The sequence below is a fragment of the Vitiosangium sp. GDMCC 1.1324 genome (genome assembly GCF_003044305.1).
GTDB lineage: Bacteria > Myxococcota > Myxococcia > Myxococcales > Myxococcaceae > Archangium.
The window spans coordinates 225,323-250,602 of sequence record NZ_PZOX01000009.1 but is presented as its reverse complement, the minus strand read 5'-3'; the positions used below and the strand labels follow the sequence as shown (position 1 = coordinate 250,602).

General features: G+C 68.5%; 27 protein-coding genes. 18 read left to right on the top strand and 9 right to left on the bottom strand.

Annotation, left to right across the window (positions count from 1 at the left end; translation table 11 throughout):
- Positions 1-34 precede the first annotated feature (34 nt).
- The 4 genes from DAT35_RS26520 (at position 35) to DAT35_RS26505 (ending at position 3,219) form a co-directional block, all read left to right on the top strand.
- A complete protein-coding gene (locus tag DAT35_RS26520) occupies positions 35-673 on the top strand; it encodes a 2'-5' RNA ligase family protein (RefSeq protein WP_158501881.1) in 639 nt (212 codons plus the stop codon).
- Positions 674-745: 72 nt separating this feature from the next.
- Positions 746-1,561 carry a siderophore-interacting protein gene (locus DAT35_RS26515; RefSeq protein WP_108069994.1) on the top strand — a complete coding sequence of 272 codons (816 nt, stop codon included), beginning with the start codon at positions 746-748 and terminating at the stop codon, positions 1,559-1,561.
- Positions 1,562-1,618: 57 nt separating this feature from the next.
- A complete protein-coding gene (locus tag DAT35_RS26510; protein WP_108069992.1) occupies positions 1,619-2,512 on the top strand; it encodes a transporter in 894 nt (297 codons plus the stop codon).
- Positions 2,509-3,219, top strand: a complete 711-nt coding sequence (locus tag DAT35_RS26505) for a hypothetical protein (RefSeq protein ID WP_108069990.1) — start codon at positions 2,509-2,511, stop codon at positions 3,217-3,219. The genes DAT35_RS26510 and DAT35_RS26505 overlap by 4 nt, the downstream gene beginning before the upstream one ends.
- Before the next feature lie 19 nt (positions 3,220-3,238).
- Here the strand turns inward: DAT35_RS26505 and DAT35_RS26500 are convergent, their stop codons facing one another.
- The 5 genes from DAT35_RS26500 to DAT35_RS26480 all read right to left on the bottom strand — a co-directional run bounded on the left by DAT35_RS26500 (position 3,239) and on the right by DAT35_RS26480 (position 6,845).
- On the bottom strand, positions 3,239-4,027 hold the full coding sequence (locus tag DAT35_RS26500; RefSeq protein ID WP_108069988.1) for an ABC transporter permease: 789 nt from the start codon (positions 4,025-4,027) through the stop codon (positions 3,239-3,241).
- Between the two features lie 5 nt (positions 4,028-4,032).
- Positions 4,033-4,803 carry an ABC transporter permease gene (locus DAT35_RS26495; protein WP_108069986.1) on the bottom strand — a complete coding sequence of 257 codons (771 nt, stop codon included), beginning with the start codon at positions 4,801-4,803 and terminating at the stop codon, positions 4,033-4,035.
- Positions 4,800-5,531 carry an ABC transporter ATP-binding protein gene (locus DAT35_RS26490; protein WP_108069984.1) on the bottom strand — a complete coding sequence of 244 codons (732 nt, stop codon included), beginning with the start codon at positions 5,529-5,531 and terminating at the stop codon, positions 4,800-4,802. Before DAT35_RS26490 ends, DAT35_RS26495 begins: the two co-directional genes overlap by 4 nt.
- A gap of 4 nt (positions 5,532-5,535) precedes the next feature.
- Positions 5,536-6,192 carry a TetR/AcrR family transcriptional regulator gene (locus DAT35_RS26485; RefSeq protein ID WP_108069983.1) on the bottom strand — a complete coding sequence of 219 codons (657 nt, stop codon included), beginning with the start codon at positions 6,190-6,192 and terminating at the stop codon, positions 5,536-5,538.
- Positions 6,193-6,302: 110 nt separating this feature from the next.
- Entirely contained in the window at positions 6,303-6,845 is a 543-nt protein-coding gene (locus DAT35_RS26480; RefSeq protein WP_108069981.1) for a GNAT family N-acetyltransferase, read from the bottom strand.
- 242 nt (positions 6,846-7,087) lie between these two features.
- Between DAT35_RS26480 and DAT35_RS26475 the strand changes: the two genes are divergently transcribed.
- The 4 genes from DAT35_RS26475 (at position 7,088) to DAT35_RS26460 (ending at position 11,507) form a co-directional block, all read left to right on the top strand.
- Positions 7,088-7,840 (top strand): ABC transporter ATP-binding protein, encoded by a 753-nt coding sequence (locus tag DAT35_RS26475; RefSeq protein WP_108069979.1) that lies wholly within the window; start codon positions 7,088-7,090, stop codon positions 7,838-7,840.
- Complete coding sequence (locus DAT35_RS26470) at positions 7,837-8,619, top strand: ABC transporter permease (protein ID WP_108069977.1); 783 nt, start codon at positions 7,837-7,839, stop codon at positions 8,617-8,619. The genes DAT35_RS26475 and DAT35_RS26470 overlap by 4 nt, the downstream gene beginning before the upstream one ends.
- Before the next feature lie 62 nt (positions 8,620-8,681).
- Positions 8,682-9,686, top strand: coding sequence for an ABC transporter substrate-binding protein (locus tag DAT35_RS26465; RefSeq protein ID WP_233261714.1), 1,005 nt, complete (start codon positions 8,682-8,684; stop codon positions 9,684-9,686).
- A 582-nt stretch (positions 9,687-10,268) separates the two neighbouring features.
- The gene (locus DAT35_RS26460) at positions 10,269-11,507 is read left to right on the top strand and encodes a sugar MFS transporter (RefSeq protein ID WP_108069973.1); all 1,239 of its coding nucleotides are present in this window, start codon (positions 10,269-10,271) and stop codon (positions 11,505-11,507) included.
- Here the strand turns inward: DAT35_RS26460 and tesB are convergent.
- Positions 11,455-12,348: an acyl-CoA thioesterase II gene (gene tesB / locus DAT35_RS26455; RefSeq protein ID WP_108069971.1), complete on the bottom strand. Its 894-nt coding sequence runs from the start codon at positions 12,346-12,348 to the stop codon at positions 11,455-11,457. The two genes, DAT35_RS26460 and tesB, sit on opposite strands and share 53 nt — an antisense overlap.
- Before the next feature lie 257 nt (positions 12,349-12,605).
- On the opposite strand from tesB, the gene DAT35_RS26450 reads away from it, so the two are divergent.
- Positions 12,606-13,166, top strand: coding sequence for a hypothetical protein (locus DAT35_RS26450; protein ID WP_108069969.1), 561 nt, complete (start codon positions 12,606-12,608; stop codon positions 13,164-13,166).
- Between the two features lie 10 nt (positions 13,167-13,176).
- Here the strand turns inward: DAT35_RS26450 and DAT35_RS26445 are convergent, their stop codons facing one another.
- A complete protein-coding gene (locus tag DAT35_RS26445) occupies positions 13,177-13,812 on the bottom strand; it encodes a protease (RefSeq protein WP_108069968.1) in 636 nt (211 codons plus the stop codon).
- 112 nt (positions 13,813-13,924) lie between these two features.
- Complete coding sequence (locus tag DAT35_RS26440; RefSeq protein ID WP_108069966.1) at positions 13,925-15,025, bottom strand: M35 family metallo-endopeptidase; 1,101 nt, start codon at positions 15,023-15,025, stop codon at positions 13,925-13,927.
- 634 nt (positions 15,026-15,659) lie between these two features.
- Here DAT35_RS26440 and DAT35_RS26435 point away from each other — a divergent pair.
- The 9 genes from DAT35_RS26435 to DAT35_RS26395 all read left to right on the top strand — a co-directional run bounded on the left by DAT35_RS26435 (position 15,660) and on the right by DAT35_RS26395 (position 23,008).
- Positions 15,660-16,118, top strand: coding sequence for an aminoacyl-tRNA deacylase (locus DAT35_RS26435; protein WP_233261713.1), 459 nt, complete (start codon positions 15,660-15,662; stop codon positions 16,116-16,118).
- Positions 16,119-16,260: 142 nt separating this feature from the next.
- Positions 16,261-16,527 (top strand): acyl carrier protein, encoded by a 267-nt coding sequence (locus tag DAT35_RS26430; RefSeq protein ID WP_108069964.1) that lies wholly within the window; start codon positions 16,261-16,263, stop codon positions 16,525-16,527.
- 2 nt (positions 16,528-16,529) lie between these two features.
- Positions 16,530-17,930: an aminotransferase class III-fold pyridoxal phosphate-dependent enzyme gene (locus DAT35_RS26425; RefSeq protein WP_108069962.1), complete on the top strand. Its 1,401-nt coding sequence runs from the start codon at positions 16,530-16,532 to the stop codon at positions 17,928-17,930.
- A complete protein-coding gene (locus tag DAT35_RS26420) occupies positions 17,927-18,349 on the top strand; it encodes a thioesterase family protein (RefSeq protein ID WP_108069960.1) in 423 nt (140 codons plus the stop codon). Before DAT35_RS26425 ends, DAT35_RS26420 begins: the two co-directional genes overlap by 4 nt.
- A complete protein-coding gene (locus DAT35_RS26415) occupies positions 18,346-18,825 on the top strand; it encodes a 3-hydroxyacyl-ACP dehydratase FabZ family protein (protein WP_233261712.1) in 480 nt (159 codons plus the stop codon). The genes DAT35_RS26420 and DAT35_RS26415 overlap by 4 nt, the downstream gene beginning before the upstream one ends.
- Positions 18,819-19,955, top strand: a complete 1,137-nt coding sequence (locus DAT35_RS26410; RefSeq protein ID WP_255415208.1) for a beta-ketoacyl-[acyl-carrier-protein] synthase family protein — start codon at positions 18,819-18,821, stop codon at positions 19,953-19,955. The genes DAT35_RS26415 and DAT35_RS26410 overlap by 7 nt, the downstream gene beginning before the upstream one ends.
- Complete coding sequence (locus tag DAT35_RS26405; protein WP_108069958.1) at positions 19,952-20,524, top strand: coronafacic acid synthetase; 573 nt, start codon at positions 19,952-19,954, stop codon at positions 20,522-20,524. Before DAT35_RS26410 ends, DAT35_RS26405 begins: the two co-directional genes overlap by 4 nt.
- Position 20,525: 1 nt before the next feature.
- Positions 20,526-21,950, top strand: coding sequence for a class I adenylate-forming enzyme family protein (locus tag DAT35_RS26400; RefSeq protein WP_108069956.1), 1,425 nt, complete (start codon positions 20,526-20,528; stop codon positions 21,948-21,950).
- Between the two features lie 29 nt (positions 21,951-21,979).
- Positions 21,980-23,008, top strand: coding sequence for a zinc-binding dehydrogenase (locus DAT35_RS26395; protein ID WP_108069954.1), 1,029 nt, complete (start codon positions 21,980-21,982; stop codon positions 23,006-23,008).
- Between the two features lie 14 nt (positions 23,009-23,022).
- Here the strand turns inward: DAT35_RS26395 and DAT35_RS26390 are convergent, their stop codons facing one another.
- Complete coding sequence (locus DAT35_RS26390; RefSeq protein ID WP_108069952.1) at positions 23,023-25,068, bottom strand: hypothetical protein; 2,046 nt, start codon at positions 25,066-25,068, stop codon at positions 23,023-23,025.
- Positions 25,069-25,280: the final 212 nt, after the last annotated feature.

Genomic DNA, 25,280 nt, shown 5'->3' with positions numbered 1-25,280 from the left:
GACGGCAGTCAACAGCTCAACAGCAACCGCCCCGATGAGGACGCTACCATGCGCCACCGACATCACCCTCGCAGCCAAGCAAACCAACGGCACACCTCCCGTGCTGCTCTCGAGCAATGCTGCTCCCATGGCCCATCCAGCCTGGACCCATCGCACGGCGGCCGTCTTCATCCCTCCCGCCGAGGTCTGGCCGCCGATCCAGGCGATCCGTCGTGTGCATGATCGCCAGGTCCAGCGCTGGATGCCCCACGTCACCCTGCTCTACCCGTTCGCGCCGCGCTACGAGCTGCCCGGGCTGCTGCCCTCACTCGAAGCCGCCTGCGCCGCGCTGAGCCCGTTCGAGGCGACCCTCGCCTCGTTCCATGTCTTCCAGCACCGCTCCGACCGGAGCACCTTCTGGCTCGCGCCGGAGCCTCGCGAGTCCTTCCAGCGCATCCAGTCCGCGCTCCAGGCCGCCGCCCCCGACTACGCCCATACCTCGCGCTTCCCGGGCGGCTTCACACCTCATCTCAGCGTGGGCCAGTCGGGCAGTGCCGAAGAGGTGGCGGCGCTCCTGGATCGGCTGCGCGAGTCCTGGACGCCCCTCGTCTTCCCGGTCGCGGAGGTCTCCATCATCGCCCGGGAGGGAAACCGCCCCTTCGAGGTGGTGCGGACCCTGCGGCTCGGCCGCTGACCGTCAGAATGCAGTTGCGCCCACCCTCGATATGATTACGATAATGCGATTCAAAATCAACGAGGACACACCATCATGACCCAGCCCGAACGCGCGTACCGTCGAGGCCCCTTCCCCGTGAAGTTCCGGCTGCTCGAGGTACGCCGTGTCAACCGGATCACCCCTCACATGATCCGGGTGACCCTAGGAGGAGACGAGCTCGAGGGGTTCCAGAGCGAAGGAGCCGACGACCACGTGAAGCTGCTCTTCCCGGCGGAGGGAGAGCGCATCCCCGTCCTTCCCATCGTGGGCCCCCACGGGTTGAGCGTCCCCGAAGGCAAGCGGAAACCCGACTCCCGCGACTACACGCCCCGCCGTTACAACGCCGCCACGGGCGAGCTGGACATCGACTTCGTGGTGCATGGCACGGGCCCCGGGTCGTCCTGGGCCGCCCGGGCGAAACCCGGCGACTACCTGGGACTGGGCGGCCCCCGCAGCACGTGGTTCATCGCCAACGACTTCGACTGGTACCTGCTCGCGGGCGACCAGACCGCGCTCCCCGCAATTGGCCGAAGGCTCAAGGAGCTCCCCGAGGGAGCACGCGCCATCGTCTTCGTCGAGGTCGCCGATGCCGCCGAGGAGCAGCGGTTCGACACCCGGGCCAACGTGCAGCTGACCTGGTTGCACCGGAACGGAGCCGAGCCCGGGACCACGGACCTGCTGGAGAAGGCCATCCGGGGGCTGGAGTTTCCACCAGGTGACTATTTCGCCTGGGTGGCGGGCGAGGCCACCACGCTTCGTCCGATTCGCGACCATCTGCTCAACGAGCGCGGCGCGAACAAGAGCTGGGTCCGGGTGACGGGCTACTGGAAGCGGGGCGCCGCGGACCACCACGACTCCAAGGGCTGAGCCGCGACAACTCGCCACAGGGGGGCGGAGCCACCGGGCCGTTAGAGTGGCTCCGTCATGTGGAAGTCCTGCATCATCGTTCCCCTGCTTGTGGCCGCCTTCCTCACCCCGAGGGAGGGGCTCGCCTGCGCCACGTGCGCCTGCGGTGATCCGACCCTCACGTCCATGGGCACGGAGCAACCCTTCGCGGGACGCCTGCGGTTCGCCGCCCAGATGCGCGCCTGGGGCCTGACGACCGGCCAGGAGTCCGTGGACGCCGTCGCCCTGCGCGAACTGCGCATGGACCTGTCGGTGGCCTACGCCCCCCTGCCCTGGCTCTTCCTGTCGGCCACCCTGCCCCTCCAGGCTCGCACGGTGCGCGACGTCAGCCTCGCGCGTGAAACGTCCTGGGGGCTCGGCGACATGGAAGTCGGCGCCAAGGTCTTCGTCTTCCGGGATCGCGAGTTCTCACCGGATCATCTCCTCGGAGTCTTCGTTGGTGCCCGGCTCCCCACCTCGCCCACGGTGAGCGACAGGGATGGGCGCCCGCTGTCGCTCGATGCCCAGCTCGGCACCGGCTCCGTGGATCCGATCCTGGGATTGTCCTATTCGACCTTCCGCGCCGACTGGTCCTTCGTCGCCAGCGCCACTGGCTACCTCCCCACCCGAGGCCGCGAGGGCTTCCGCGCCGGAGCCTCCCTGCGCAGCACCCTGGCCGCGCAATACCAACCCAATCCGCGCTGGGCCCTGCGCCTCGCCGTGGACGGCCGCCTCGAGGGCCCCAGCGACACGCTCGGCATCCAAGACCCGGAAGGCAGCGGCTTCATCGCCTACGCGTCCCCGGACGTGCTCTTCAGCCCGGCAACTGATGTGGTGGTGGAGCTCGGGGTCCGCGTGCCCGTCCTCAAGCTGCTGCGGGGCCACGTCCAGCAGACCCCCATCCTCCAGGCCTCCGTCGCCTACGACCTATGAAGCACACGCCCGCTCTCATCCTGCTGGCCCTCTGCGCGTGCGGCTCGCGCGAGGAAGGCATCCGGCTCCACCTCGAGCTCGAGCTCCATGCCGCCCGGGGAGCACAGGTGGAAGGCTCCGTGCGCCAGTTCACCAATGATCGGGGCGATCACATCACGCTGACCCGCGCCCACGTCACCCTGAGCAGCGTGGAGATCTTCCCCTGCCAGACGAGCAGCGCCTGGCGGTGGTTGCGAATGCTCTCCCCCATCGGGACGGCCGAGGCCCACGAGGCCGGCAGTCCCCGGCGGCTGGGCACTCCGCACGTGAGCGCGCTGGAGCTCTCGGATGGCGAACCGCTGGAGCTGGGCACCCTGCAACCGCCGCCCGGAAGCTATTGCCGCGCCCGCCTCGTCTTCGCTCCGGCGGACGCGGACGCCGAGGGACTCACGGCGGGAATGGACATGGAGGGCAAGACGCTGCTGCTGGAGGGCCAGCTCCTCCCCTCCAGCGGAGGACCCGCGCGGACGTTCCGTGTGGAGAGCGCCAACCTCGCCAATGCCGAACTCTGGCTGGAGGGACTCTCCCTCTCCGAGGACGCGCTGGAGGCGAGCCGCACCATCCACCTGGCCTATGACAGGTGGCTGGACGGAGTGGACCCCACGTCGGAGGGGGCCGCCGAGCAGGTGCTGCACAACGTGGCCAGCTCCGCGACGATCGGCCCCTGAAGCTCCACGAGCCACGTGCTCAGCGCAGCTCGGTGCGCTCGAACACACGGGCACCGAGCATCAGCGCCCCCCAGGCGCCCACGAAGGCCACGACCAGAGCGAGGACTCCCAGCAGGGGCGCGGCCGCGTCGTACCAGAGGAGGTTCGGCCCCAGTACGATCAGGTCGCGCAGCCGATCACGCCCCTCGTACAGGTCGGGGCGGTAGAGCAGCACGGCGCTGGGGAACATCGGCACCATCCAGAGCGCGAACGCGATGAGGAGTCCCTGGAACGCATCGCGCACCCGGAGCAGCGGGAGGACGAGCACGGAGAGCAGCAGCACCGCCAGGGCCGTGAAGACGAGCCCGGAGCCAATGGCTCCCGCCACGCTCACGATGGAGCCCTCGCCGGTGAAGGGCCGCACGACGAGCCCCGTGACCAGGGACATCCCGGCCCCCACGACGGTGGAGGCGAGCAGGATGGGACCGACCCGGGCGCTCAGGAAGGCGCGGCGGGAGATGGGCTTGCTGAGCAGCATCTCCAGGGACCGGTTCTCCCGTGGCTCGACGAGCGCCCGCATCAGCGCCGTGGCCCCGGTGAAGAAGGCCAGCATGGAGATGGCGGTGTATTCGTTCAGCAGGATCACCGCGCCGAGTCCGCGGATCAGGAACGCGCGTTCCATGAAGGAATGGACTGCCGCGGGCAGGAGCGGAAGGAGCACGGCCGTGAAGACGACGATGCCGATGCCCACGACCAGGGACACCAGAGGCATCCAGCCGACGGCATGGCGGGCCTCGATGACGTGGTAGCGGCGAAGAATGGCCTGCATTGGAGTCACACCTCCAGGTGGCGCACCCGCAGGGCGCCGAGGGCGAGCACGGCCGCGTTGATTCCCAGCAGGATGGCGATGGGCGTCAGCACATGGGCGGGGCGCAGATCCTCCACGTGTCCGAGCACGGAGATGCCCTGGGTGATGGGATTGAAGAGGGAGAGCCCACGCCATGCGGGGTTGTAGAAGCCGATGAAGGCCAGACCCACGAGCAGGCTGAGCACCAGCAGGCTCACGAGTGCCGCCGGCGCTCGCTTCTGGACGAGCACGGACACGAGCGCGCTGAGGCACACGGCGAAGAACGCGGCGAAGAGGTGCACCGCCATGGAGGCGAAGAAGAGGCCCGTGCGGAACCCCGGCAGGCTCCGTGCGACGAGGGGCGCGACAACCAGGTGCGCGCCCACGTAGAGCAGCCCCATGACGGCACAGGCCGACAGCGTGCGCGCCAGGAAATACGAGACGGGCGACACAGGCTTGGACAACAGCACCGGAAGCTGTCCCGTCTCTCGCTCGCGGATGAGCAGGCTGCCGGCGAGCACGACTCCGAGAATGGAGATGGACTTGTTCATCGCCAGGTCGGTCCAGATGAACAGGAAGAGGATGAAGGGATCCGTGGTCGAGAACCACCCCTTCAGGGCCGAGAGCACATGAGCCGGGGGCTTCGCGGCGATGAAGGGCATGGAGATCGCCGCGTATGCCATCAGACCCGCGGACAACAGGGTCTTGCGCTCGCCGAACGTGGCGCGGATGTCGAGCCAGAGGAAGCGCGCCTTCATGCGGCCCTCCGCGCGAGCGACAGGTAGAGCTCGTCCATGTTCGCGGAGCGGTGCTCGCTCTTGAGCGCCTCGATGGGGCCGAAGGCGACGAGCCGGCCCTGGTGCAGCGCCGCGACGCGCCGGCAGAGCGTCTCGATGTCCGACAGGATGTGGCTGGAGAAGAGCACGGTGACACCGCGCTCGGAAGACAGGCGGCGCAGGTGCTCGAGCAGCTCGTGGCGGCCGAGCGGATCCAACCCGGAGGTCGGCTCGTCCAGCAGGAGGAGGCGGGGCTCGTTGATGAGGGCCTGGGCGAGCCCCACCTTCTGCGTCATGCCAGTGGAGAAGCCCCCGAGCTTCCGATCCGCCGCGACCTCGAGCCCGAAGAGCTGGAGGAGCGACTCGATGCGTGCCTCGGCGACATCGGGCGCGAGGTCGAACATGGCGCCGACGTAGTGGAGGAACTGGCGCGCCGTCATGTGGCCCGGGAGCGCGTAGCTGGCGGGGAGGAAGCCGCACTGGCGGCGCACCTCGAGGCTCTCGCGCACCACGTCATGGCCGAGCACCCGGGCGCTGCCCGACGTGGGACGCGTCAGTCCGAGCAGCATCCGGAGCGTGGTCGTCTTCCCCGCGCCGTTGTGCCCCATGAACCCGAAGATCTCCCCGGGCTCCACGTGGAAGCTCACTCCCTCCACGGCCCGGACGGAGCCGTAGACGCGAGTGAGCCGCTCGAGCTCGATGGCATGCATGGCATTACCTCTTCCTGGAGCCCCGGCCGGGACTCTTGTGCGCAGACGGAGGGCTGGGAGCGGGCGCGGAGAGGCCCGCGATGAAGATGTCGATGACGGCCTCGAGCAGCCGCTCGCGGGAGATGCGATCGCCCGTGGTGACGAGCCCGGTGTGGTAGTGCAGGAAGCGCAGCACGCCGATGACGAAGGGCACCACGTCGACGTCCAGGTCGGCGCGGAACTCGCCCCGCTCGATGCCCTCGAGCACCCAACCGCGAATCATCTCTACCTGGGCATCCGCCTTGCGCGGATTGTCCCCGGACTCCGCCAGGGAGCGGAGCACCACCAACTCGGGATCCTCCCGGACGAGCCGCTCGAACAAGGTGTCGCGGGCGAGCTCGCCATAGGAGAAGCGCAGCGTGGCGCGCAGCCGCTCGCGGGGGGACTCCAGGGGCATCACCTCCGCGGCGTACCGGCGCCCTATCTCCCCGAACAGAGCCTCGATGACCGCGTGGAGGAGGACCTCCTTGCTCTCGAACTCCAGATAGACGGCGCCCTTGGCGATACCGGCATCGCGGGCGATGTCCTCGATGCGGGTGCGGCGGAAGCCGAAGCGCTCGAAGTGGCTCTTGGCCACCTGGAGGATGCGCTGACGCCGGGCCTCGGCGGAGGAAGCGACCATGAGGACAATATGACCAGATTCGAATTTCTGGTCAAACGGTCACGGAATGGCGGAGCCCATCCATCCCTGGAACGAGGGTGCGCTCGCGCCCGGAGGGTTTGGCCGGGGACTTACAAGGGCAGCGCCAGCACGAGATCGCGCTGGGTGTCTCTACCGAGGACGAACGACGTCTCTCCCACCTCGGAGAAACCCCAGCGCGCGTAGAAGGCTCGAGCGCGGAAGTTCCGCTCCCAGACGCCCAGCCAGAGCACGTCATGGCCTCGGGCCCGGGCCTCCTGCATGCAGCGGCGCATGAGCGCCGCGCCCGTGCCCACCCCCTGGAAGGGCCTGTCCACATACAATCGCTCGATGTGGAGGGGCCGGCGCCCCGGGACACCCGGCTCGGGCGATGCCGCCTGGAGCAGGGCGAATCCAGCGGGTGTGCCAGCGGACTCCGCCAGCAGGAAGAACCGCTGGGGGTCTCGGAGCTCCTGCTCCTGGTGGGCGGGCGAGAAGTGCGAGACCAGGTAGGCCTGCATGTCCTCGGGCCGGTTGTCGGCGGCGAAGGTGTCCCGGAACGTGCGAGCGCCCAGCTCCGAGAGGACGCCAACATCAGCGGGAGTGGCGATCCGGACGACGAGATCGAGCGCGCGGCGCGGGCCAGTGGAAGGCATGGGCGAGCGAGCGTAGTCCCACGGTGCGGGCGCTTGCAGCCGGGAACGGCGGGGCACGAGTCCCGGAATCGGGCCCCCTGCACCAGCCAGCGCGGAAAAATCCGGCCCTGGAGGGGACCCACACGCACGGTGCATTGGCCCTGGATGCGCCGGGCGGTTAGAAACCGGTTTCCCCCATGGTTCCCCCCAGCCCGGTTCCCACTGAGCCCCCCATACCCGATGACGGCAGGGGCGGCGTACGCGTGCAGATCTCCGGCCTCCGGCGCACCTTCCCGGGTGGCGTCCCCGTGCTCAATGGAATGGACCTGGACATCGCCGCGGGCTCCTTCGTGGCGCTGGTCGGCCCCTCGGGCTGCGGCAAGTCCACCCTGCTGCGCCTGGTGGCCGGGCTGGACAGGCCCGACGCGGGCACCCTCACCTTCACCCCGCCCCTCGAGCGCACCCGGGGCGCGCGCACGCCCATCGCCTACGTCTTCCAGGATGCGCACCTGCTGCCCTGGCGCTCGGTGCTGGACAACGTGGCCCTGCCGCTGGAGCTGGCCGGCGTGCCGACACCGGAGCGCCATGCCTCGGCGCACGCGCTGCTGAAGGAGGTGGGGCTGGGCGATGCCACCGCGCGCTACCCGGCCGAGCTCTCCGGCGGCATGAGGATGCGCGTCTCCCTGGCCCGGGCGCTCGTCACCCGTCCCCGGCTGCTGCTGCTGGACGAGCCCTTCGCCGCCCTCGACGAGCTGACGCGCAACCGGCTGGACGACCAACTGCTCGCGCTGTGGAAGGAACTGGGGATGACGGTCCTCTTCGTCACCCACTCTCTCTCCGAGGCCGCCTACCTGGCCGAGCGCGCGGTGGTGCTGTCGCGGCGGCCCGCGCGGGTGATGCTGGACCGGCAGCTCGCCCTGCCCCGGGAGCGGCTCCCCGCGCTGCGCGCCGAGCCCGAGTTCGCCCGCGAGATGGGTCTGCTCCTCCAGGCCCTGGAGCGAGGAGACGCCCCATGAAGACCTCGATCCTGCGCTCGGCCGTGGCGCCGGTGGCCGCGCTCGCCGTGCTCCTGGCGCTCTGGGAGGGACTGACACGCGCCCTCGCCATTCCAGTCTGGCTGCTGCCGCCGCCCTCGGCCATCGCCGCCGCGGGAGCCCGTGACGCGGCTCCACTGCTGAGCGCGGCGCTCACCACCGGCCGCTCGGCGCTGGTGGGCTTCGGACTGAGCGCGGTGCTGGGCGTGCTCGCCGCCATCGTCCTCTCCTCGTCGAGGCTGCTCGAGCGGGCGTTCTACCCCTACACCCTCTTCCTGCAGACGGTGCCCATCATCGCCATCGCGCCGCTGCTGGTGCTGTGGTTCGGCCCGGGAGGGCGTGCGGTGGCCGCCTCGTCCTTCATCGTCTCGATCTTCCCCGTCATCGCCAACACGCTCGCTGGGATGCGCTCGGTGGAGCCAGCGTTGAGGGATCTCTTCCACCTCTACGGGGCGCGCCGGCTCGCCACACTGTGGAAGCTGGAGCTGCCCGCCGCGCTGCCGCACCTGTTCACCGGCCTGCGGGTCGCCTCGGGGCTGGCTGTCATCGGCGCCATCGGGGGCGAGTTCGTCGCCGGCTTCTCCGAGGACTCCGCCGGGCTGGGCATCCTGGTGCTGGCGGCGTACCGGCAGCTGCGCACGGATCTGCTCTTCGCCGCGGTGCTGGCGGCCTCGGTGGTGGGACTGGCGCTGTTCGGAGCGGTAAGCCTGACGGGCTCTCGGCTCCTGAGGCGCTGGCACCCGTCGGCCTCGGGGTCGTGAAGACACACTTCGTCTGGAGGGAACCACACGTGAGAGGACGTCTCGTTGGATGGGTGGGATGCGTGGCTCTGCTCGTGGTCGCGGGAGCGTGCTCACGCTCGAAGGAAGGCACGCCCCAGGCAGAGAGCACGGGCACGAAGAGCGGCGCGGTGGTGGCCGGGCCCGCGAAGGTGAAGCTGGCCCTCAACTGGGTGCCGGAGCCCGAGTTCGGCGGTTTCTACGTCGCGCGGGAGACGGGAGCATTCAAGCAGCACGGGCTCGATGTGGACATTCTCGGCGGCGGGGCGGGCGTGCCCGTGTTGCAGATGGTGGCCTCCGGGCAGGCGGAGTTCGGCACCGTGGGAGCGGACGAACTGCTCACCGCCCGGGCGCACGGCGTGGATGTGATTCCGCTGTTCGCCGTGTACCAGACGTCACCGCTGGCGCTCATGGCCCACGCCTCGCGAGGGGCGAAGAGCATCAAGGACGTGCTCTCCTCGGGCACCGTGGCCCTGGAGCCCGGCATGCCCTATGTCGCGTACCTGAAGAAGAAGTACGGCTTCGACAAGGTGAAGGTGGTGCCCTACGACGGGGGCGTGGCGCGCTTCGCGGCGGACAAGGACTTTGCGCAGCAGTGCTTCATCACCTCGGAGCCCATCGCCGCGAGGAAGCAGGGCGCGGAGCCCGCCGTGTTCCTGGTGGCCGACGAGGGCTTCAACCCGTACCAGGCCGTGGTCGTCACCCGCCGGGAGCTGTGGAAGGAGCAGCCGGAGCGGGTGAAGGAGTTCGTGGCGGCGGTGCGCGAGGGCTGGCGCAGCTATCTGGAGAACCCGGCACCGGCCAACGCGGTCATGGGGAAGCTGAACCCGACGATGGACGCGGAGACGTTCGCGGCGGCGGCGCAGGCGCAGAAGCCGCTCATCGAGACGGAGGAGACGAAGGCGAAGGGCCTGGGGACGATGAGTCGCGAGCGGTGGGAGACGCTGGGGCGGCAGCTGGTGGAGCTGGGTCTCATCGAGCAGGCGCCGCCCGTGGACGGGTTCCTGCTGCCGGAGTTCACGGCGCCGACCGCCAAGCAGACTCCCTGAAACGGGAGGGTCGTTTGGGCGTGCGCGTGGGGGAGCACCGGCTTGGATCCCACGCGCATGGCTCGCCAGTCCGCACGTATGTCATTGCGGTCGTGCGCGAAGAGAACGCCAATCGCATCACATACTGACGTCCAAGCAGTCACAAACAAACCAGCCAACCAAAGACAAACACAACACAAACCCAAAACAAAAAGACAACGCACAATTCAAAACAACAAACACAACACAAGTAAGCACAGACATGCAGATTAACAAGCATTTGTCTTTCATTATGTTTGTGGATGCGCGTACATCAGAATCCCAGGCGGGGTGCGATCACACAGATGCCTGAAATGTAGGCACGATATGTCTGCGCGATACATGTGAAAACCTCCTGAGATGTAGGCATTAATACCCTCCCCGAAACAAGGCCGCCAGAAACGCTCAATGTGGGCATGGGTGTGCATCATCGAATTCGCCATGCATGCACATTCGCGATGTGTACGTGCGTCCCTCCTTGATCCACATATCTGCCATCATCACGAAATGTAGGCATGATATGTCGTACACCCTCTGTCGGCAAAACCTTCGAATGGCGCATTCATGAATCGCCCACGCCCTGCCCTTCTCGTACTCGCGTACCTGGCCTTCATCAGCCTTGGACTGCCGGACGCCGTGCTCGGTGTCGCATGGCCGTCCATCCGCGAGGTGTTTGGCCTGCCGCAGGCGGCGCTCGGCGCCATCCTCGCCGTGGCCGCCTCGACGTACTTCGTCTCCGGCATGCTCGCGGGGCGACTCCTCGGCCTCGCCGGAATCGGGCTCCTGCTCGCCGCCAGTACGGGGCTCGTCGCGATCGGGGTGGCCGGCTACGCGTCGGCACCAGCCTTCGCCCTCTTCCTGTGCGCGTCCTGCTTCCTCGGGTTCGGCTCGGGCGCGGTCGACACCGGGCTCAACACGTACGCCGCCCATCACTTCGGGGCGCGCCACATGACCTGGCTGCATGCCGCCTACAGCACCGGGGCCGCGATCGGGCCGGTGCTCATGACGGCAATCCTCTCCCGCGGCGCCGGGTGGCGGCTCGGCTACGCCACCATCGCCACGGTGCTCGGCGTTCTCGCGGTGGCCTTCACCGTCATGCGCCAGCAGTGGGGCAACGGCTCGGCGTCACCTGCTCCCGCCGCCGGCCCCCAGGACGATCCCGCTCCGGCGACCGTGGAGGGCACAGCACCCGAGGTGACCGGGTGGACCACGCTCCGCCGCCCCCGCGTCTGGCTGCAGATGGGCATCTTCTTCTTGTACAGCGGCGTCGAGGTCAACGCGGGTCAGTGGAGCTACACCGTCCTCACCGAGGCGCGCGGTGCCAGCACGGCGGCGGCCGGGACCGCGGTCAGCCTGTACTGGGCGAGCCTCCTGGCCGGGCGCATCGTGCTGGGCTTCGTCGTCGAGTGGATGGGCGCCGTCCGGCTGCTGCGGCTCGGCACCACGGGGGCCATCGTGGGCGCGCTCCTCTTCGCCGTCCCGGCGGTGCCAGCCGCCATCGGCCTGGCGATATTGGGCTTCTCGCTCGCGCCCATCTTCCCGGGCCTCATGTCCGAGACGCCCCGGAGGATCGGCAAGGACGCCGCCGCGCACGCGGTCGGCTTCCAGGTGAGCTCGGCGACGCTGGGCGTGGCGGTCCTCCCCAGCGTCTCCGGTCTCATCGGCGAGAGGCTCGGGCTGTCGGCCGTGGCCCCGCTGATCGCCGGCATCGCGGTGCTCCTGGGCCTGAGCCACGAGCTGCTCGTCGCGGTCACGCCGATCCGCGGCCAGCCGCTCCGCGCTCATCCTGACGCACGCGGATGAGGCCTTCCTGGGCCACGGACGCCACCAGGCGGCCATCCCGGGAGAAGATGTGCCCGCGAGCCAGGCCTCGCGAGTTGCCCGCCCAGGGGCTGTCGATGGCGTACAGGAGCCAGTCGTTCACCCGGACGTTCGTGTGGAACCACAGGGCATGGTCCAGGCTCGCCATCTGCAGGTTGCGCTGCATGAAGCTGGCGCCATGCGGCTGGAGGGCGCTGGCGATGAGGTTGAAGTCCGAGGCGTAGGCGAGCACGTACTTGTGCACCTGCGGATCGTCCGGGAGCTGCCCGTCGGCGCGGAACCACACGTACCGGATCGGCTCGATCGGCTTGGGGTTGAACGGATCCACCTGCGTCACCGGACGGATCTCGATGGGCTTGTCGCACAGGAACTTCTCGCGCACCCGCTCGGGGATGAGGTGGGCATTGCGACGCAGCAGCTCGCGGTCGGTGGGAATCGACTCCGGGCCGGGCACCTCGGGCATCTTCGCCTGGTGCTCGAAGCCGGGCTCGTCGCCCTGGAAGGAAGCCATCATGGTGAAGATGGGCTGGCCCTTCTGGATGGCGGACACGCTGCGGGTGGTGAAGCTGCCTCCGTCGCGGACACGGGTCACCGTGTAGACCACGGGCAGGCTGGCATCGCCCGGGCGCAGGAAGTAGCCGTGCATCGAGTGCACATGGCGCTCGGGGACCACCGTCTGGCTGGCCGCCGAGAGCGCCTGACCGAGCACCTGCCCGCCAAAGAGCTGCCGGAAGCCGAGGTCCTGGCTCCTTCCCCGGAACAGGTTCTCCTCGATGGCCTCCAGCTTCAGGAGTGCCAGCAGCTCATCCAGAACTTGACTCATTGCGTCACCTCCAATGCGGTCCGCTTTATGGAGGAAACAGAGGCACTCCGCCAGGGGTAGCCGCACGGGTCCGCGCGAGGGGCAGGTGCAGGGGGCCCGGGAAACGCTCCGCTCCTCGCCCGGTGACTCGTTCGAGGTGGGCAGGCAGCCTGGGGCCACCGAACCCCGGTGGCACGGAAGCGGAATGACCGGGTGCGCCCAGCCGTCAGGGAGATCCGTACACTGTTCGTCCACGAGCTTCAGAGGAGACCGTACCCATGCGAATCCTGGTGGTACTCACCTGCCTGTTGGGACTGCTCGGAGCCCTTCCTGCACACGCCTCGGGGCTCGAGGACGTGTTCGGCCGGGAGGTTCCCCTCGGACAAGGGCGGCCAGCGCTGGTGCTGTACGGCAACCGGGACACGCGCGGCGTGCTGCGCGAGCACGCCATGCAGTTCGCCTACGAGCTGCGCCGAGAGCACCCCATCGTGGTGGTGCACGTGGATCTGCGAGGCATCCCCGGCTTCTTCATGGGCGCCGCGACCCGGGAGCTCCGCAGGATCCACGCCGAGTCGCTCGACAAGGTCCGAGAGCTGTTCCGCTCCCAGGGACAGGATCCGCCCGCCGATCTGGAGGACTCGCTGTACATGGTGGCCGACTCCAACGGCGCGCCGCACCGAGCCCTGGGGCTGGACAAGGGCTTCCAGCAGGTGCTCGTCCAGGCGATGAGCGCCACGGGCCGGGAACTGGCGCGCGGGCCCTTCCCCCAGGCCACCGACACCATCCGCCGGGCGCTCGAGGCTTCCGCCGCCCAGCTCGTCAGCGCGTTCTCCCGGTAGCGCGCCCCGCTCAAGGGGCGGTGATCGTCGTCTCGACCACCGGGCACTGCACCGGCGTGGACTTGAGCAGATCCAGGGTTCGAGGCACCTCCGCCTGCTTGTCGGCGACGTCCATCAACTGGCCCCGGAACGCGATGCGATAGCGCCCCGGCTGCTTCAAGTCGTAGGCCAGGGCCAGATCGACCTTGCCGTCCACGGACGCACCGGGCGCGATCGTCACGTAGCTCTGCGCCGACGGGTTGCCCCGCTTCACCATCGGCCCCTGGTAGGCAATGTCGGTGCCGTCGCGGGTGATCTGGAAGTCGTTGCCCCGCAGACCCTCGAGCGGCGTGCGCCAGGTGAGCACGTACAGGGGCTGTGCGGTGCGGTTGGTGAGCTGGAAGCGCACCTCCACGGGCTCGCCCGAGCGAACCGTCGCGGGCACGCTCAGCGCACACTCCAGGGTCGTCGCCATGGCCGGGTTCTCCTTCTGCTCGGGCGCCGCCGGTTGCGCCGGAGCCGGCTGCTGCGCGGTGGGTTTCTGCTCCGAAGCTCCCTTCTGCTCCGAGGCCGCACTCTGCTCCGGGGCCGCGTTGCGCGGCGCACACGCGCCACCGCTGAACGCCAGGCACAGCAATGCGACCCGACCGACGTATCCACGAGTCATAGGACGGATGATCTCCCCACCGGGCGGGTCCGGAATGGACCTCATGCCCCAAAAAAGAAAAACGGGAGCGTCGCCGCTCCCGTTTCCCATCAACCGCCTACCCTAGCCGAGATCACGGCAGAGAGGGGGTGTTCTCCGCGAAGTACTCGTGGTTGTCCGCGTTGTCGAGGGCGTTGGTGGGGTTGGAGCTCGCCAGGCTCTTGGCCGCGCTCTGGCCGTAGGCGTGGTCATCCGTGCCGGCCACCACCGTGAAGTGGCTCATCTCGTGGACCAGGGTGCCCGCCTTGGAGTCCGTGCCCGTCGCGGGGGCGCTCCAGAAGGCGTTGCACACGTAGATCTTGTACGGAGAGGCCGGGTACACGTAGGCGTAGGAGCTGTCGGAGCAGCTGCAGTCGACCACGATCGCCGCGTTGGCGAAGGCGTTCTTGATGTTGGTGTAGTGGTTGCGCGCCGTGGTCAGCCGGGCGCTCGTGTAGGCGCCGAACCAGGTGGTGTAGCGCGTGGTGCCCGAGGAGATGCCGTTGAGGTACGTCGACGCGTTGTTCGAGTACGTCTTGGCGTTGGTCACCGCGGTGCTGATCGCCGACTGCTCGGAGCTGGTGCAGGCACCGGAGTACGACAGGCTCTGGCCGGTGACCATGCCCTGCGCCTGGAGCTCGGGCTGGCCGCTGTCACGGCCCTCGATCCACAGGTTCACCAGGTTGGAGTCGAGCTGCGCCGCCTTGGTGATCACCGCGCTCTGCTGATCCAGCGAGCGGGCGGCGAAGCGGATGGTGTAGCTGCCGGTCTCGGACAGATCATAGAAGCCCGACACAGGCGCCGAGCCCGACACGCTCTCGCCGGGAGCCAGGGTGATGTAGTCCTGGGGACCGGGCGCCGCGCGCTTGAACTGCGGGCCGATGTACTCCACCGGCTCGCCATTGCGGGTGACCTCGAAGAGGCCCTCCTTGAGGCGCCCGTCGGCGACGTAGAACTTGAGCAACTGCACCGGCTGCGACGAGATGTTGGTGTAGGTGACCGTCACCGCGACGTCCTCGCGGGCGCTGAGGGAGGCCTTGGTTACGGACAGGCTCACCGCCACCTCACCCGTGGCCTGCGCGTCGACCTGCTCGGAAGCGGTGTCCACGTCCGCCGGAGCGCCACACGCGCCCAGCATGGAAACACCGACGATTCCCCCTACCAGCCACTTGAAACCGCGAACGCTCTTGCTCACGCAGTGACTTCCTTTCTTACAGAGAACCGGTAGCTCCAGGGCTACACCGGTTAATCGATGCTTATAGCACAATCCTGGTTTTCGTCTACTTGCACTGATTCACGGAAATACTTCGAAATAGTGGGTGGGCATGTGATTTCAGTTCAAACGACCTCGGAAGCCGCGCGCCGGAAGACCCGACCCGTGCCGATCGCCTCCTCATGCCCCTCCGCGAGCGTTCCAATCTCCCGGAATTTCTTCAGCCAATGAAAGACAGCCTTCGAGCTCGGGGGGCCGAAGGCTGACATCACAATCAATACGCATCCAATTCAGACGGATCCTGTCTGTAACCATTTTGTCATCCGCCTCTGACCTCTGGGCATCGGGTGCCCATTCCAGCCCGACCATCTTGATCGGCTCTCTTTTGAATCTAAGAGTTCAAGGCAAGGCCGCGAATCATTGGATACGTAAGAACCCATAGGCACCAGGCGAAGCATTCCCTCCCGAGCCCCGCTTTACGTGAACACACCGTGAACGCAGAAAATCATTTTGACGTAATCGAGTTGTTTCTGTTAGACAGCTCACGCCTGACATCGAGACACATCCCGCGAACAGACTGGATGGTGGGGGTGCAAGGTGTCCGGGGGATCGCTCAATGCTCGACCTGAAACTCTTCTTGGAGCGCGAATCCGTAGAGGCCCAGTTACTCGACCTGGGTCACTCCATGACCACGACCGCGGCCGCCGCGGAGCGCCTGGGTATCGCGATGTCGGGTGTCTTCAAGTCGCTGGTGCTCTGTACGGAGCAGGGCGAGGTCGTGATCGCGGTGTTGCCCGGTGACAAACGTGTCGATTTCAAGAAGATCTGCCAGGTCATGGGCTGTCGGAAGCTGTCGTTCGCCAGGCCCGAGGTGGCCCTGGAGCGCACGGGCTATCCTCCCGGGGGAACTCCTCCCATCGGGTGGGAAGCGCCGCTGCGCACGGTCATTGATGAGTCAATCCATGACCACGAGGAGATCTATTGTGGAGGGGGCCGCCCCGAGCTGTTGTTGCGCATACGCCCAGCGGAATTATTGCGCGTGAGCGGTGCCATCGCCGCTTCCATCAGCCTCTGAACCATACGCGAGGCAGCCTCCCCTCCTCCATCCCAGCCGTCTCGTTATTGATTTGCAATACAGCAACAGAACCGGGGCACCGGACAGGTCGTGGTTTGTCTTCATTCATCAATCAGTCTCACATCCCAGGAGCCAGACAACAATGAGCCAGGAAGAAATCATCGCAACCCTCAAGAAGATCTTGGTGACGGATCTCTTCGTTGAGATTCCCGAGCAGAACATCGGGCCCGACGATGGATTGCAGTCCGTGCTGGGGCTCGACTCGGTGGGTTTCCTCGAGCTGCGCGTGCTCAGCGAGAAGCGCTTCCAGGTGCAGATCCCGGACGAGGCGCTCTCCGCCGAGCACTTCAACAGCGTCCGCAGCGTCGCGAACCTGGTGCAGAGCCTCCGGTCGCAGGGGCGGGCCTGACCATGGACTTCCTGCAAGCGGATGGAAAGAGCCTCAAGCCCGAGGTGCTCGAGGTGCTGCGCGCCGGCCGGGCCGTGCACATGGATCACTATGACGGGCACCGGCTGCCCTATGCCTGCGTGGAGGCGCAGGGGGTCGTCCAGAAGATGGTGCCCCTGGAGGGCGAGTCCGCGGGACGGGTGCACGAGGTCATCGACGCCAGCGGCGGCTATGCCAGCGCCTGTCTGGGTGCCGGGCATCCCGTGGTGCTCCAGGCGCTCAAGCAGTCGGTGGAGCGCGCCGGCTATGTGACCGATGAGCTGGGCTCGCTGGAGCGCTCGCTGCTGCTGACCGAGCTCTTCGGAGCCGATGGTCTGTGGGCGGACCGCTTCCCCGCCAGCGACTACCACGTGAGCGGCCGTAACTCCGGCTCCGAGGGCCTGGAGATGGCGCTGCGGCTGGTGCTGGAGTCGGGCTTCGACCGCCGCCGGCTGGCCCCGGTGGCCGGGCGGGAGCAGCGCCGCACGGTGCTCGCGTTCGAGGGCGCCTGGCATGGGTGGACCGGCGGCGTGGTGTCGCTGCTCAACCGGCGCCACTACCGCGTGGGGCTTCCTGACTACACCCAGGAGGGCACCTTCGGCCTGAAGGTGGCCTTCCTGCCCTTCGGAGAGCTGGAGGCGCTCGAGCGCTTCTTCGCCGAGAACGGCCGGCAGCTCGCCGGCGTGGTCGTCGAGCCCATCCAGGGCGACGCCGGCATCATCGTGCCGCCCCGCGGCTACCTGCGCCGGCTGGCGGCGCTCTGCCGCGAGTACGAGGTGCTCCTGGTGGCCGACGAGGTGCTCACCTTCGCCAAGTCGGGAAGCTTCTTCGCCATGAAGGACGAGCAGGGCCCCATCGCCACGGACGTCACCGTCATTGGCAAGAGCCTGGGCATGGGGGCGCTGTCCACCTCCATGGTGATCGCCCGGCGCCAGCTCAGCATCCGCTCCAGTGGCGCGGTCTCCACCTCGGACCTGCGGCCGCTCACCAGCGGCGTCATCCGCGCCGGCATCCGCCACATGGTCTCCGAGCGGCTGGTGGAGCGCGCGGGCCCAGCGGGCGAGGAGCTGCGCGCTCGGCTCCAGCGCGACGTGGTGGCGTCGTTCCCCTCGCTCTTCCAGGAGGTGCGCGGCCAGGGCTTCATGAATGGCATCGAGCTGACGGAGAAGTCCGCGCCGCAGCTCTCCAATCTGCGCTCCCTGCTGCTCGAGGAGGGCCTCTTCGTGGAGTTCATGGCGGGCGCCGGCCGCCGCTCGCGCGGGCTGCGCTACAGCTATCCCGCCATGCGCATCGCCCCTCCGCTCGTCACCAGCGATCAGCAACTCCAGGAGCTCGTCGCGCGGATCCGCCGGGCCGCCAGCCGCCTCGAGGCCGCTGCGTCATGACGAGCCCCGCGTATCACTACCGGGTCGAGCACGTGGACACGGACGCCTCCGGCGTCGTCCACTTCTCCCGGTACGCCTCGCTGATGGAGTCCGCGGCGCTCGAGGAGTTGGAGCGCCGTGGGGCCGGCCTGGACGCCCTGCTGGCGGCGGGGATCGACATGCGGGTGCGCGAGCTGCGCATCCAGTACCACGCCCCCGCGCAGTTCAGGAACGAGCTGCGGCTGGAGGCGCGCGTCGAGCAGGTGGGAGTGGCCCGTGTCCGGATGGCGGTGCAGGTGTTCCAGCAGCCACCGTCCGAGGCCGAGCGCTCCCTGCTGACCAGCGGAACCCTGGAACTGGTGACGGTGGACAGGGCGGCGGGGACTCCCGTCACCCTCCCGGACACCCTCAAAAACACCTTGTCGAGGAGCACCCCGTGAACCCGGAACGTCAACCCAAGCCCATTGGCTTCACCGCCCTCAAGGGGTGGCTGCGGCACCGCCACCCGATGATCTACCTGGATCGCATCACCGACCATGAGCCGGGCAAGTTCCTCACCGCGCTGATGTCGGTGTCCGGGAGCATGGACTGCATCGTCGGGCACTTCCCCGAGCGCGCCATCTTCCCCGGCAGCCACCTCATCCAGGCCTTCGCCCAGGGGGGCATCATCCTCTACCAGATGTGCTCCTCGCCGCTGACCGCCGACGAGCTGACCGTCATCGGCTCGGTCGAGTCGCGCTTCCTCAAGCCGGTGGTGCCCGGCGACCAGGTCATCTTCCACGTCACCGCGGAGCGGCTGATCAACAACCTGTTCCACTTCGCGGGCAAGGCCACGGTGGATGGCGTCCGGGTGGCGGCATTCCGGGCCAGCCTGGTGCGCACGCCGCTGTCCAACATGGGGAACCCGCTGTGGTAGGCGCCGCCAGCTCCACGCCTGTCGCCATTACCGGCATGGCCTGGACCACCGCGCTCGGGGATGACCTGGAGGGCGTCTGGCGGCGGATGCTGGCGGGCGAGATGGGCTTCGTGGAAATGCCCAGCGAACACCGGGTGCGCAACCTCCGCGTGGCCGCAGTGCCCACGCTGGGGACGCAGCCGGCACGCCAACGGCTGCGGCACCTGGCCAGCCAGACGCTGCGCCGGGTGCTGAGCCAGGGGCGTCTGGCGGCCGACAGGCCCGGACTCAGGTTGGTGCTCGGCACCAGCCTGGGCACCTACCTGGACGACGCCGCCGATCGGACCGCCCCGCTGGATGCCTGGGCCCAGGACGTGGCCACCGAGCTGGGGGCCCGCGAGCCCGCCCTCTGCCTGTCCACCGCCTGCTCCTCGGGCGCGGACGCCCTGTTGGTCGGGGCCGAGCTCATCCGCTCGGGGCTGGCGGAGGTCTGCGTCTGCGGCGGGGTGGATGTCATCACCGCGAGCAAGCGTCTGGCGCACTCGGCCCTCACCACCATGTCGCCCGGGCTGATTCGCCCCTTCGACCAGAAGCATGACGGCATGCTCCTGGGCGAGGGCGCGGGCGTGCTGGTGCTGGAGTCCCCCTCCCATGCGGCCAGCCGGGGCGTGCCCGTGCTGGCGCTGCTGCGGGGGGTGGGCTCGGCCAACGACGCGTCGAGCATGACGTCGCCAGACGTGGAGGCCATGGGCGCCCGGCTCGCCATCGAGCGCTCGCTGGCGGACGCGGGCGTGGCGCCAGCCGAGGTGGGGTTGATCAACGCGCACGGGACGGCCACGCCGCTCAATGATCGGGCGGAGGGAGAGACCTTCCAGGCGATCTTCCACGGCAGCGCTCCCATCGTCTTCGCCACCAAGGGCAACTTCGGTCACAGCCTGGGAGCCACCGGCGCCATCGAGGCCATTGCCCTGATCCTGGCCCTGCGCGACGGACGGGTCCCTCCCATCGCGGGCCTGGAGCAACCCCTGCCCGGCTTTCCCTTCCCTCTTCCCGTGGGCAAGCCCCAGCCGCACCAGGCGCGTCTGGGGCTCAGCCTGACGTTGGGCTTCGGCGGCTTCGACACCTCACTCGTCATCCAGGTGCCGGCATGAACCTGAATCCAGACATCCTCACTGTGGGCGGCCGGGGGCAGGCCTCCGTGGGCGAGTTGGGCCCACGGCTGACGCAGGTTCGCCGCGCGGTGCGCTACGCCGACCCCTCGTCCTGGGCCATGGCCAATGCCGTCGCCGGGGCGATTGCCGCGTTCCAGCGCCCGCTGGACTTCAACCGGGTCGCCCTGGTGCAACTGGGACTCCAGGGTCCTTCCGAGGCCATGGCGCAGGTGGCCTCCTCCGTGGAGGAAGGCAGCGTGTCCCCCGTGCGCTTCCCCGCTGCCTCACCCAGCGCGGCGATCGCCCTGAGCTGCATCGCCTGGGGCATTCGAGGCCCCACGCTGTCCCTGCTCCAGTCCCTTTCACAGGGACTGCCCGTGGCGCTCGCCCTTGCCCGCGGCTGGCTGTCCCGAGGCCAGGTGGAGGGCGTGCTCCTGGGCTCCTACCACCTGCCGCCGGGCGGCACTCCCCCGCGCGCGGCTTGCGTCCTGCTGACTCCTTCTCCCGAAGGAGAGCCCGCCAACGTCGAGCAACTCCTGGGTTTCTTCACCACCTCCCTGGGCAACTGACATGAGCTTCCCCTTCCAGCTCTCGGGGCCTGCCTCGCGGCTCACCCCGGCTCTCATCGATTCCTTCCTGAACGAGCGGATCACCGACGCCACCGGTGGCCCCGCTCCCGAGCAGACGTGGCGGATCAGCGCCATCGCCGACGGTTGGCGGCAGCTGGGCTTGCGGCCCGGAGATCTGGTGTTGGTGGCCATGCCCAATGGGCCCTCGCTGCTGGCACACTTCTTCGGGGTGCTGGCGGCCGGCGGAGTCCCGGCCCTGGTGGCTCCCGCCACGCCCTCGGCCCGGCTGAAGATGCTGATGGAGACCTTCTCCGCGCGCGGGCTGATCATCCCCCGGCTGCCCGAGTTCGAGATGGCGGGGCTGGAACGCTCCTCCCTGCTGGGCAGCGAGGTCGCGCTGCTGCCTCCGAGCCAACCCCCACCGCTCAACCCCGGCGAGGTGGTCATGCTCACCTCGGGCACCTCGGGCTTCGCCAGCGGCTGCGTCTTCGACCTGGAGGCGCTGCTGCGCAACGCCGCCAAGCACACGGACGCGGTGGGCCAGCGGGGGGGGGATTCCGTCCTCGTCAACCTGCCGCTGTACTACTCGTACGCCCTGGTGGCCCAGGCCTTCGCCACCCTGCTGAGCGGCGGACAGCTGGTCATCAGCGGGCCTCCCTTCAATCCGGAGAGCTACCTGCGGCTGATCCACGAGCACCACATCACCGTCTCCTCGGTGACGCCGCTGCTGGTCCGCACGCTCCTCGCCCAGGAGCGCCTGCCCGAGGGGCTGCGCGTGCTCACGGTCGGAGGAGATGCCCTGGCCGCCCCGCAGGTCGCGCAACTGCTGAAGCTGCGGCCCGGTGGCGAGCTGTACCTCACCTATGGCCTGTCCGAAGCGGGGCCGCGCGTGGCCACCCTGGCGGCCCACCTCGAGCCGCCCCACCGCTACAGCTCCGTGGGGCGTCCCCTGCCCGGCACGCACGTGCAGCTGGAGGGACAGTCGATCCCCGGACAAGGCGAGCTGCTGGTGTCCTCGGACACGTTGATGAAGCGGCGCATCGGCATCGTGGAGGGACGCAAGGCCCAGGAGTGGCGGGGTCCCGGCCTGCTCGGCACGGGCGATATCTTCCAGATCGACGCCGAGGGCTACCTCTCCTTCGTGGGCCGGCTGTCGGACTTCGTCATCAAGGGCGGAGAGAAGATCAGCCTGGCGTCCGTGCGGCGGCTGGCGACGTCGTTGCCAGGGGTGGTGTCGGCCCGCACCGAGATCTTCGTCGACCGGGTGGAGACGAGCTACGACCTGCACCTGGTGGTCACCCAGCCCGGGCTGACCTCGGAGCACGTCCGGAGCCACCTCCAGGGCCAGCTCCGGCGCACGGAGTCACCCCGGACCATCCACCTCATCAACGCCAACGACAGTCGAGCCCAGGTCGGGCACAAGTGAGCGGCTCGGCCGCCAGGGAGCAGAGGACCATGAGGGCCGTGGCGATCCAGCAGCATGGAGGGCCGGAGGTGCTGCAGGTGGTGGAGCTGCCCGAGCCCACGCTGCAAGCGCAGGATGTGCTGGTGCGGGTGAAGGCCGTCGCGCTCAACCACCTGGATGTCTGGCTGCGGCGAGGGGGAACGGGGCTGAAGCCGAGCCTCCCTCACGTCCCGGGCAGCAACGTGGCCGGGGTGGTGGAGCGGGTGGGCGCCGAGGTGAAGGATCTGGCGCTGGGGACGGAGGTGATCGTCAACCCCGGACTCTCGTGCGGGCACTGCGAGGCATGCCTGATGGGAGAGGATCCGGCATGCCGGGGTTTCCGGCTGGTGGGCGAGCACGTGCCTGGGGGCTATGCCGAGTATGTGGCCGTACCGCGGCGGAACGTGGTCCCCAAACCCGCCCAGCTCTCCTTCGCGCAGGCGGCCTGCCTGCCGCTGTCGTTCCTCACGGCGTGGACCATGCTCGCGCGGCGCGCGCAGGTGAAGCCGGGCGAGTGGGTGCTGGTGCAGGCGGCCGGTTCGGGGGTGGGCAGCGCGGCGGTGCAGATCTGCAAGCTGCTGGGGGCCACGGTGATCGCCACGGCCTCCAGCGCGGCGAAGCTGGATCGGATCCAGCAGCTCGGGGCCGACCACCTCATCAACTACTCCGAGCAGGACTTCCCCACCGAGGTCCGGCGGCTCACCCGCCGGCGGATGGTGGACGTGGTCGTCGAGCATACGGGCGCGGCCACCTTCGAGAAGAGCGTGGCGTGCCTGGCGGGTGGTGGCCGGCTGGTGCTCTGCGGAGCCACCACGGGGGCCGAGGTGAACCTGGACCTGCGGGTGTTCTTCGCCAGGAGGCTCTCCCTGCTGGGCTCCACCCTGGGCTCCAAGGGAGACCTGTTGCACGTTCTGCGGCTGGTGGAACAGGGCAAGCTGAAGCCGGTGCTGGATCGCACCCTGCCGCTGGAGGAAGCCGCCCAGGCCCACCACCTGCTCGAGCAGCGGGCCCAGTTCGGACACATCGTCCTCACGCCATGAAGCGAGACGGCGGGTTACTTCACCACTTCCACGGTGGCCGTGGCGCTCGCCGCGAGACCGAAGTCCTCCTGCAGGATTTGCAGGTTCACGGTGTGGAGCCCGGAGGAGGCATTCGCCGGGATGGACTTCGTCATCGTGAAGGAGAAGGCGCCACCTGGAGGGAGGTTCACTCCCCAATCGGACCAGTCCGTCTCCCAGGCCTGCGGCAGGGTGGACACGAAGTCGTACCAGACCCAATTGCACGAAGCGGAGTCGTTGTCGGTCACGTTCACCGTCCAGGTGACCGACGAGCCAGGGGCCGCCTGCACCGTGGCCGGCGAGAGCGTGAGCGTGGGGGGCGACGAGATGCAGCGCTCGACGATTCTCATCGGGCTCGTCCCCTGTACCGTGTAGCCGTCGCGGGTGACGGCCACTCCCGCGGTGTACAGCCCTGGCTCCGTGCGATAGGGCACATACGTCTGGAGGGTCGTATAGGCCGTGCTCGACGCGGCGACCGTGAGCTGTGCGGGCAACGGGTCGGCGCTCCATCCGGACGGGAGGATGGCGCCGAGCTGGAAGGTGCTCGGGCCACAACCCGCCGAGTCCTGGTTCGTGAGGGCGAGCTCGAACTCCGGCTGTCCACCGGGCCAGGCGGTGTCCGCGAAGGAAGTCACCCGCACGTTGGGAGGCGCCCGCACACACGGCTTCTGGGCATACCGGACGCGCACCGTGAGCCCCGCGGAGGTGGCGGACTCCACTGTCACGGAGAGGTTGCTGTACGGGTCATCCCAGGTCCTTCCCGGCAGCAGGGCCGGGTCGCTCCAGGACGAGGTCTCCGGAGTGAAGTCGAGCAGGTGCGAGCCATCCCTCGTCGCCTCGTCCTCGTAGTGCACGAGGGCGCCGCCGAAGACCTGCTGATTCAGTGTCTCTTCATAGGGGCCCATGGGCTGGTGGTACTCCAGCCAGAGCCAACCGCCGCTCGTGGAACCCCGGCGAACCTTGAGGGCTTTCAGACCGCCGGACGACACCACGGGAGCGAGCGTGAAGGTTCCATCCACGCCATTCACCTCGGCCACGGCGGAAGGAGCCAGCCAGCCGATGCGGGCCTTGTGCGGTGCCGCGTAGTGGCCCAGGTTCCAGGAGCCCATGGAGGAGAAGAGGTCCCCGTACTCGGTGATGACGCCCTGGCTGCCCAGGTACCCGAGCGGCTCGGCACCGAAGTCACGCGAGTTCGCATGGTTCAGCGAAAGGTTGTGCCCCGCCTCGTGCGTCACCAGTTCCACGGCCATGTCGTGCTGGCCCATGTACTCGGCGACGAGCCACGCGGTGGATGCCGTGACCGTACCGTCCGGCGTCGACAGCGCGTTGCAGGACAGCGTGGCCTGGCCCGAGTAGAAGCAACCCTCCTGGGGCATGGGATGGACGATGAAGATGCGGTCATACCGGGTGAAGTCCACATCCGCGTCCGCCGCCCGCAGGGCCGCCTCGCGCATGGCATCGGTGTCCTTACAGGAATAGGCGCGGTCCAGCGTGTACCAGCCCACCACGTCGCCCGTGGTGGTGGTGCGGCCCTCGGACACCTCGTGCCAATAGCCAGCCAGCGAACGGCGCGTGGAGGAGAAGAAGACCTCTCGCGTCTGTTCCACGGTGTTGGCCGGCGTCGGCATGCCTGGAAACGCCACCAGGATGACCAGACTGCGTTGCACTCCCGTGACGCCACAGGTCCCGGCGGAGGCATCCAGGGCCGCCGCCCGCGTGTCCACCTCGACCTCCTCGGCGACGAGTTGGCCGCCCACCCGCCGCCCGCGCAGCTTCAGCTTCAGGCCACTGCGGAGCCCCTCTGGCGCCCCCCGGCTGAAGACCACCGGGTAACGCTGCTGCCCCTCGACGAGGAAATACTCCAGGCGCTGCTCCCGGAGCGACGGATCATCCACGACGAGGACCTCCAGCGCTCCACCCCACTCCCCTCTCGGAGCCACTTCGTCCACGCGCGGTGCCGCGCTCTCCTCCTGGGGAGAGGACACCTGCGTACTACAGGCCGCGAGCCACATCGCGGCCACCACGCTCCACTTCCAGGACATGTCGCCTCCAGCGAACGGCGGACTGGCGAAGACACCAGGAGACCGCCGCGCGCCTTCTGCCCTCTCTCGTGCACGGTTGCAACGTCTCCTGACAGCGGCACCGCATGCGCCATCTGGCCTCTACAAGTGTCTCGGGATCGAGCCCCCATCCGTTCGCCATACGGGCTCTGCATCCTCGAGCAACCGGCAACCAGGACGTACCTCGGCATCAC

Bases quoted from the DNA above. Each gene is read 5' to 3' on its own strand.
- DAT35_RS26520 (WP_158501881.1), top strand. From the start codon at position 35: ATGAGGACGCTACCATGCGCCACCGACATCACCCTCGCAGCCAAGCAA.
- DAT35_RS26510 (WP_108069992.1), top strand. From the start codon at position 1,619: ATGTGGAAGTCCTGCATCATCGTTCCCCTGCTTGTGGCCGCCTTCCTC.
- DAT35_RS26505 (WP_108069990.1), top strand. From the start codon at position 2,509: ATGAAGCACACGCCCGCTCTCATCCTGCTGGCCCTCTGCGCGTGCGGC.
- DAT35_RS26500 (WP_108069988.1), bottom strand. From the start codon at position 4,027: ATGCAGGCCATTCTTCGCCGCTACCACGTCATCGAGGCCCGCCATGCC.
- DAT35_RS26495 (WP_108069986.1), bottom strand. From the start codon at position 4,803: ATGAAGGCGCGCTTCCTCTGGCTCGACATCCGCGCCACGTTCGGCGAG.
- DAT35_RS26490 (WP_108069984.1), bottom strand. From the start codon at position 5,531: ATGCATGCCATCGAGCTCGAGCGGCTCACTCGCGTCTACGGCTCCGTC.
- DAT35_RS26485 (WP_108069983.1), bottom strand. From the start codon at position 6,192: ATGGTCGCTTCCTCCGCCGAGGCCCGGCGTCAGCGCATCCTCCAGGTG.
- DAT35_RS26480 (WP_108069981.1), bottom strand. From the start codon at position 6,845: ATGCCTTCCACTGGCCCGCGCCGCGCGCTCGATCTCGTCGTCCGGATC.
- DAT35_RS26470 (WP_108069977.1), top strand. From the start codon at position 7,837: ATGAAGACCTCGATCCTGCGCTCGGCCGTGGCGCCGGTGGCCGCGCTC.
- DAT35_RS26460 (WP_108069973.1), top strand. From the start codon at position 10,269: ATGAATCGCCCACGCCCTGCCCTTCTCGTACTCGCGTACCTGGCCTTC.
- tesB (WP_108069971.1), bottom strand. From the start codon at position 12,348: ATGAGTCAAGTTCTGGATGAGCTGCTGGCACTCCTGAAGCTGGAGGCC.
- DAT35_RS26450 (WP_108069969.1), top strand. From the start codon at position 12,606: ATGCGAATCCTGGTGGTACTCACCTGCCTGTTGGGACTGCTCGGAGCC.
- DAT35_RS26445 (WP_108069968.1), bottom strand. From the start codon at position 13,812: ATGACTCGTGGATACGTCGGTCGGGTCGCATTGCTGTGCCTGGCGTTC.
- DAT35_RS26435 (WP_233261713.1), top strand. From the start codon at position 15,660: ATGCTCGACCTGAAACTCTTCTTGGAGCGCGAATCCGTAGAGGCCCAG.
- DAT35_RS26430 (WP_108069964.1), top strand. From the start codon at position 16,261: ATGAGCCAGGAAGAAATCATCGCAACCCTCAAGAAGATCTTGGTGACG.
- DAT35_RS26425 (WP_108069962.1), top strand. From the start codon at position 16,530: ATGGACTTCCTGCAAGCGGATGGAAAGAGCCTCAAGCCCGAGGTGCTC.
- DAT35_RS26420 (WP_108069960.1), top strand. From the start codon at position 17,927: ATGACGAGCCCCGCGTATCACTACCGGGTCGAGCACGTGGACACGGAC.
- DAT35_RS26405 (WP_108069958.1), top strand. From the start codon at position 19,952: ATGAACCTGAATCCAGACATCCTCACTGTGGGCGGCCGGGGGCAGGCC.
- DAT35_RS26400 (WP_108069956.1), top strand. From the start codon at position 20,526: ATGAGCTTCCCCTTCCAGCTCTCGGGGCCTGCCTCGCGGCTCACCCCG.
- DAT35_RS26395 (WP_108069954.1), top strand. From the start codon at position 21,980: ATGAGGGCCGTGGCGATCCAGCAGCATGGAGGGCCGGAGGTGCTGCAG.
- DAT35_RS26390 (WP_108069952.1), bottom strand. From the start codon at position 25,068: ATGTCCTGGAAGTGGAGCGTGGTGGCCGCGATGTGGCTCGCGGCCTGT.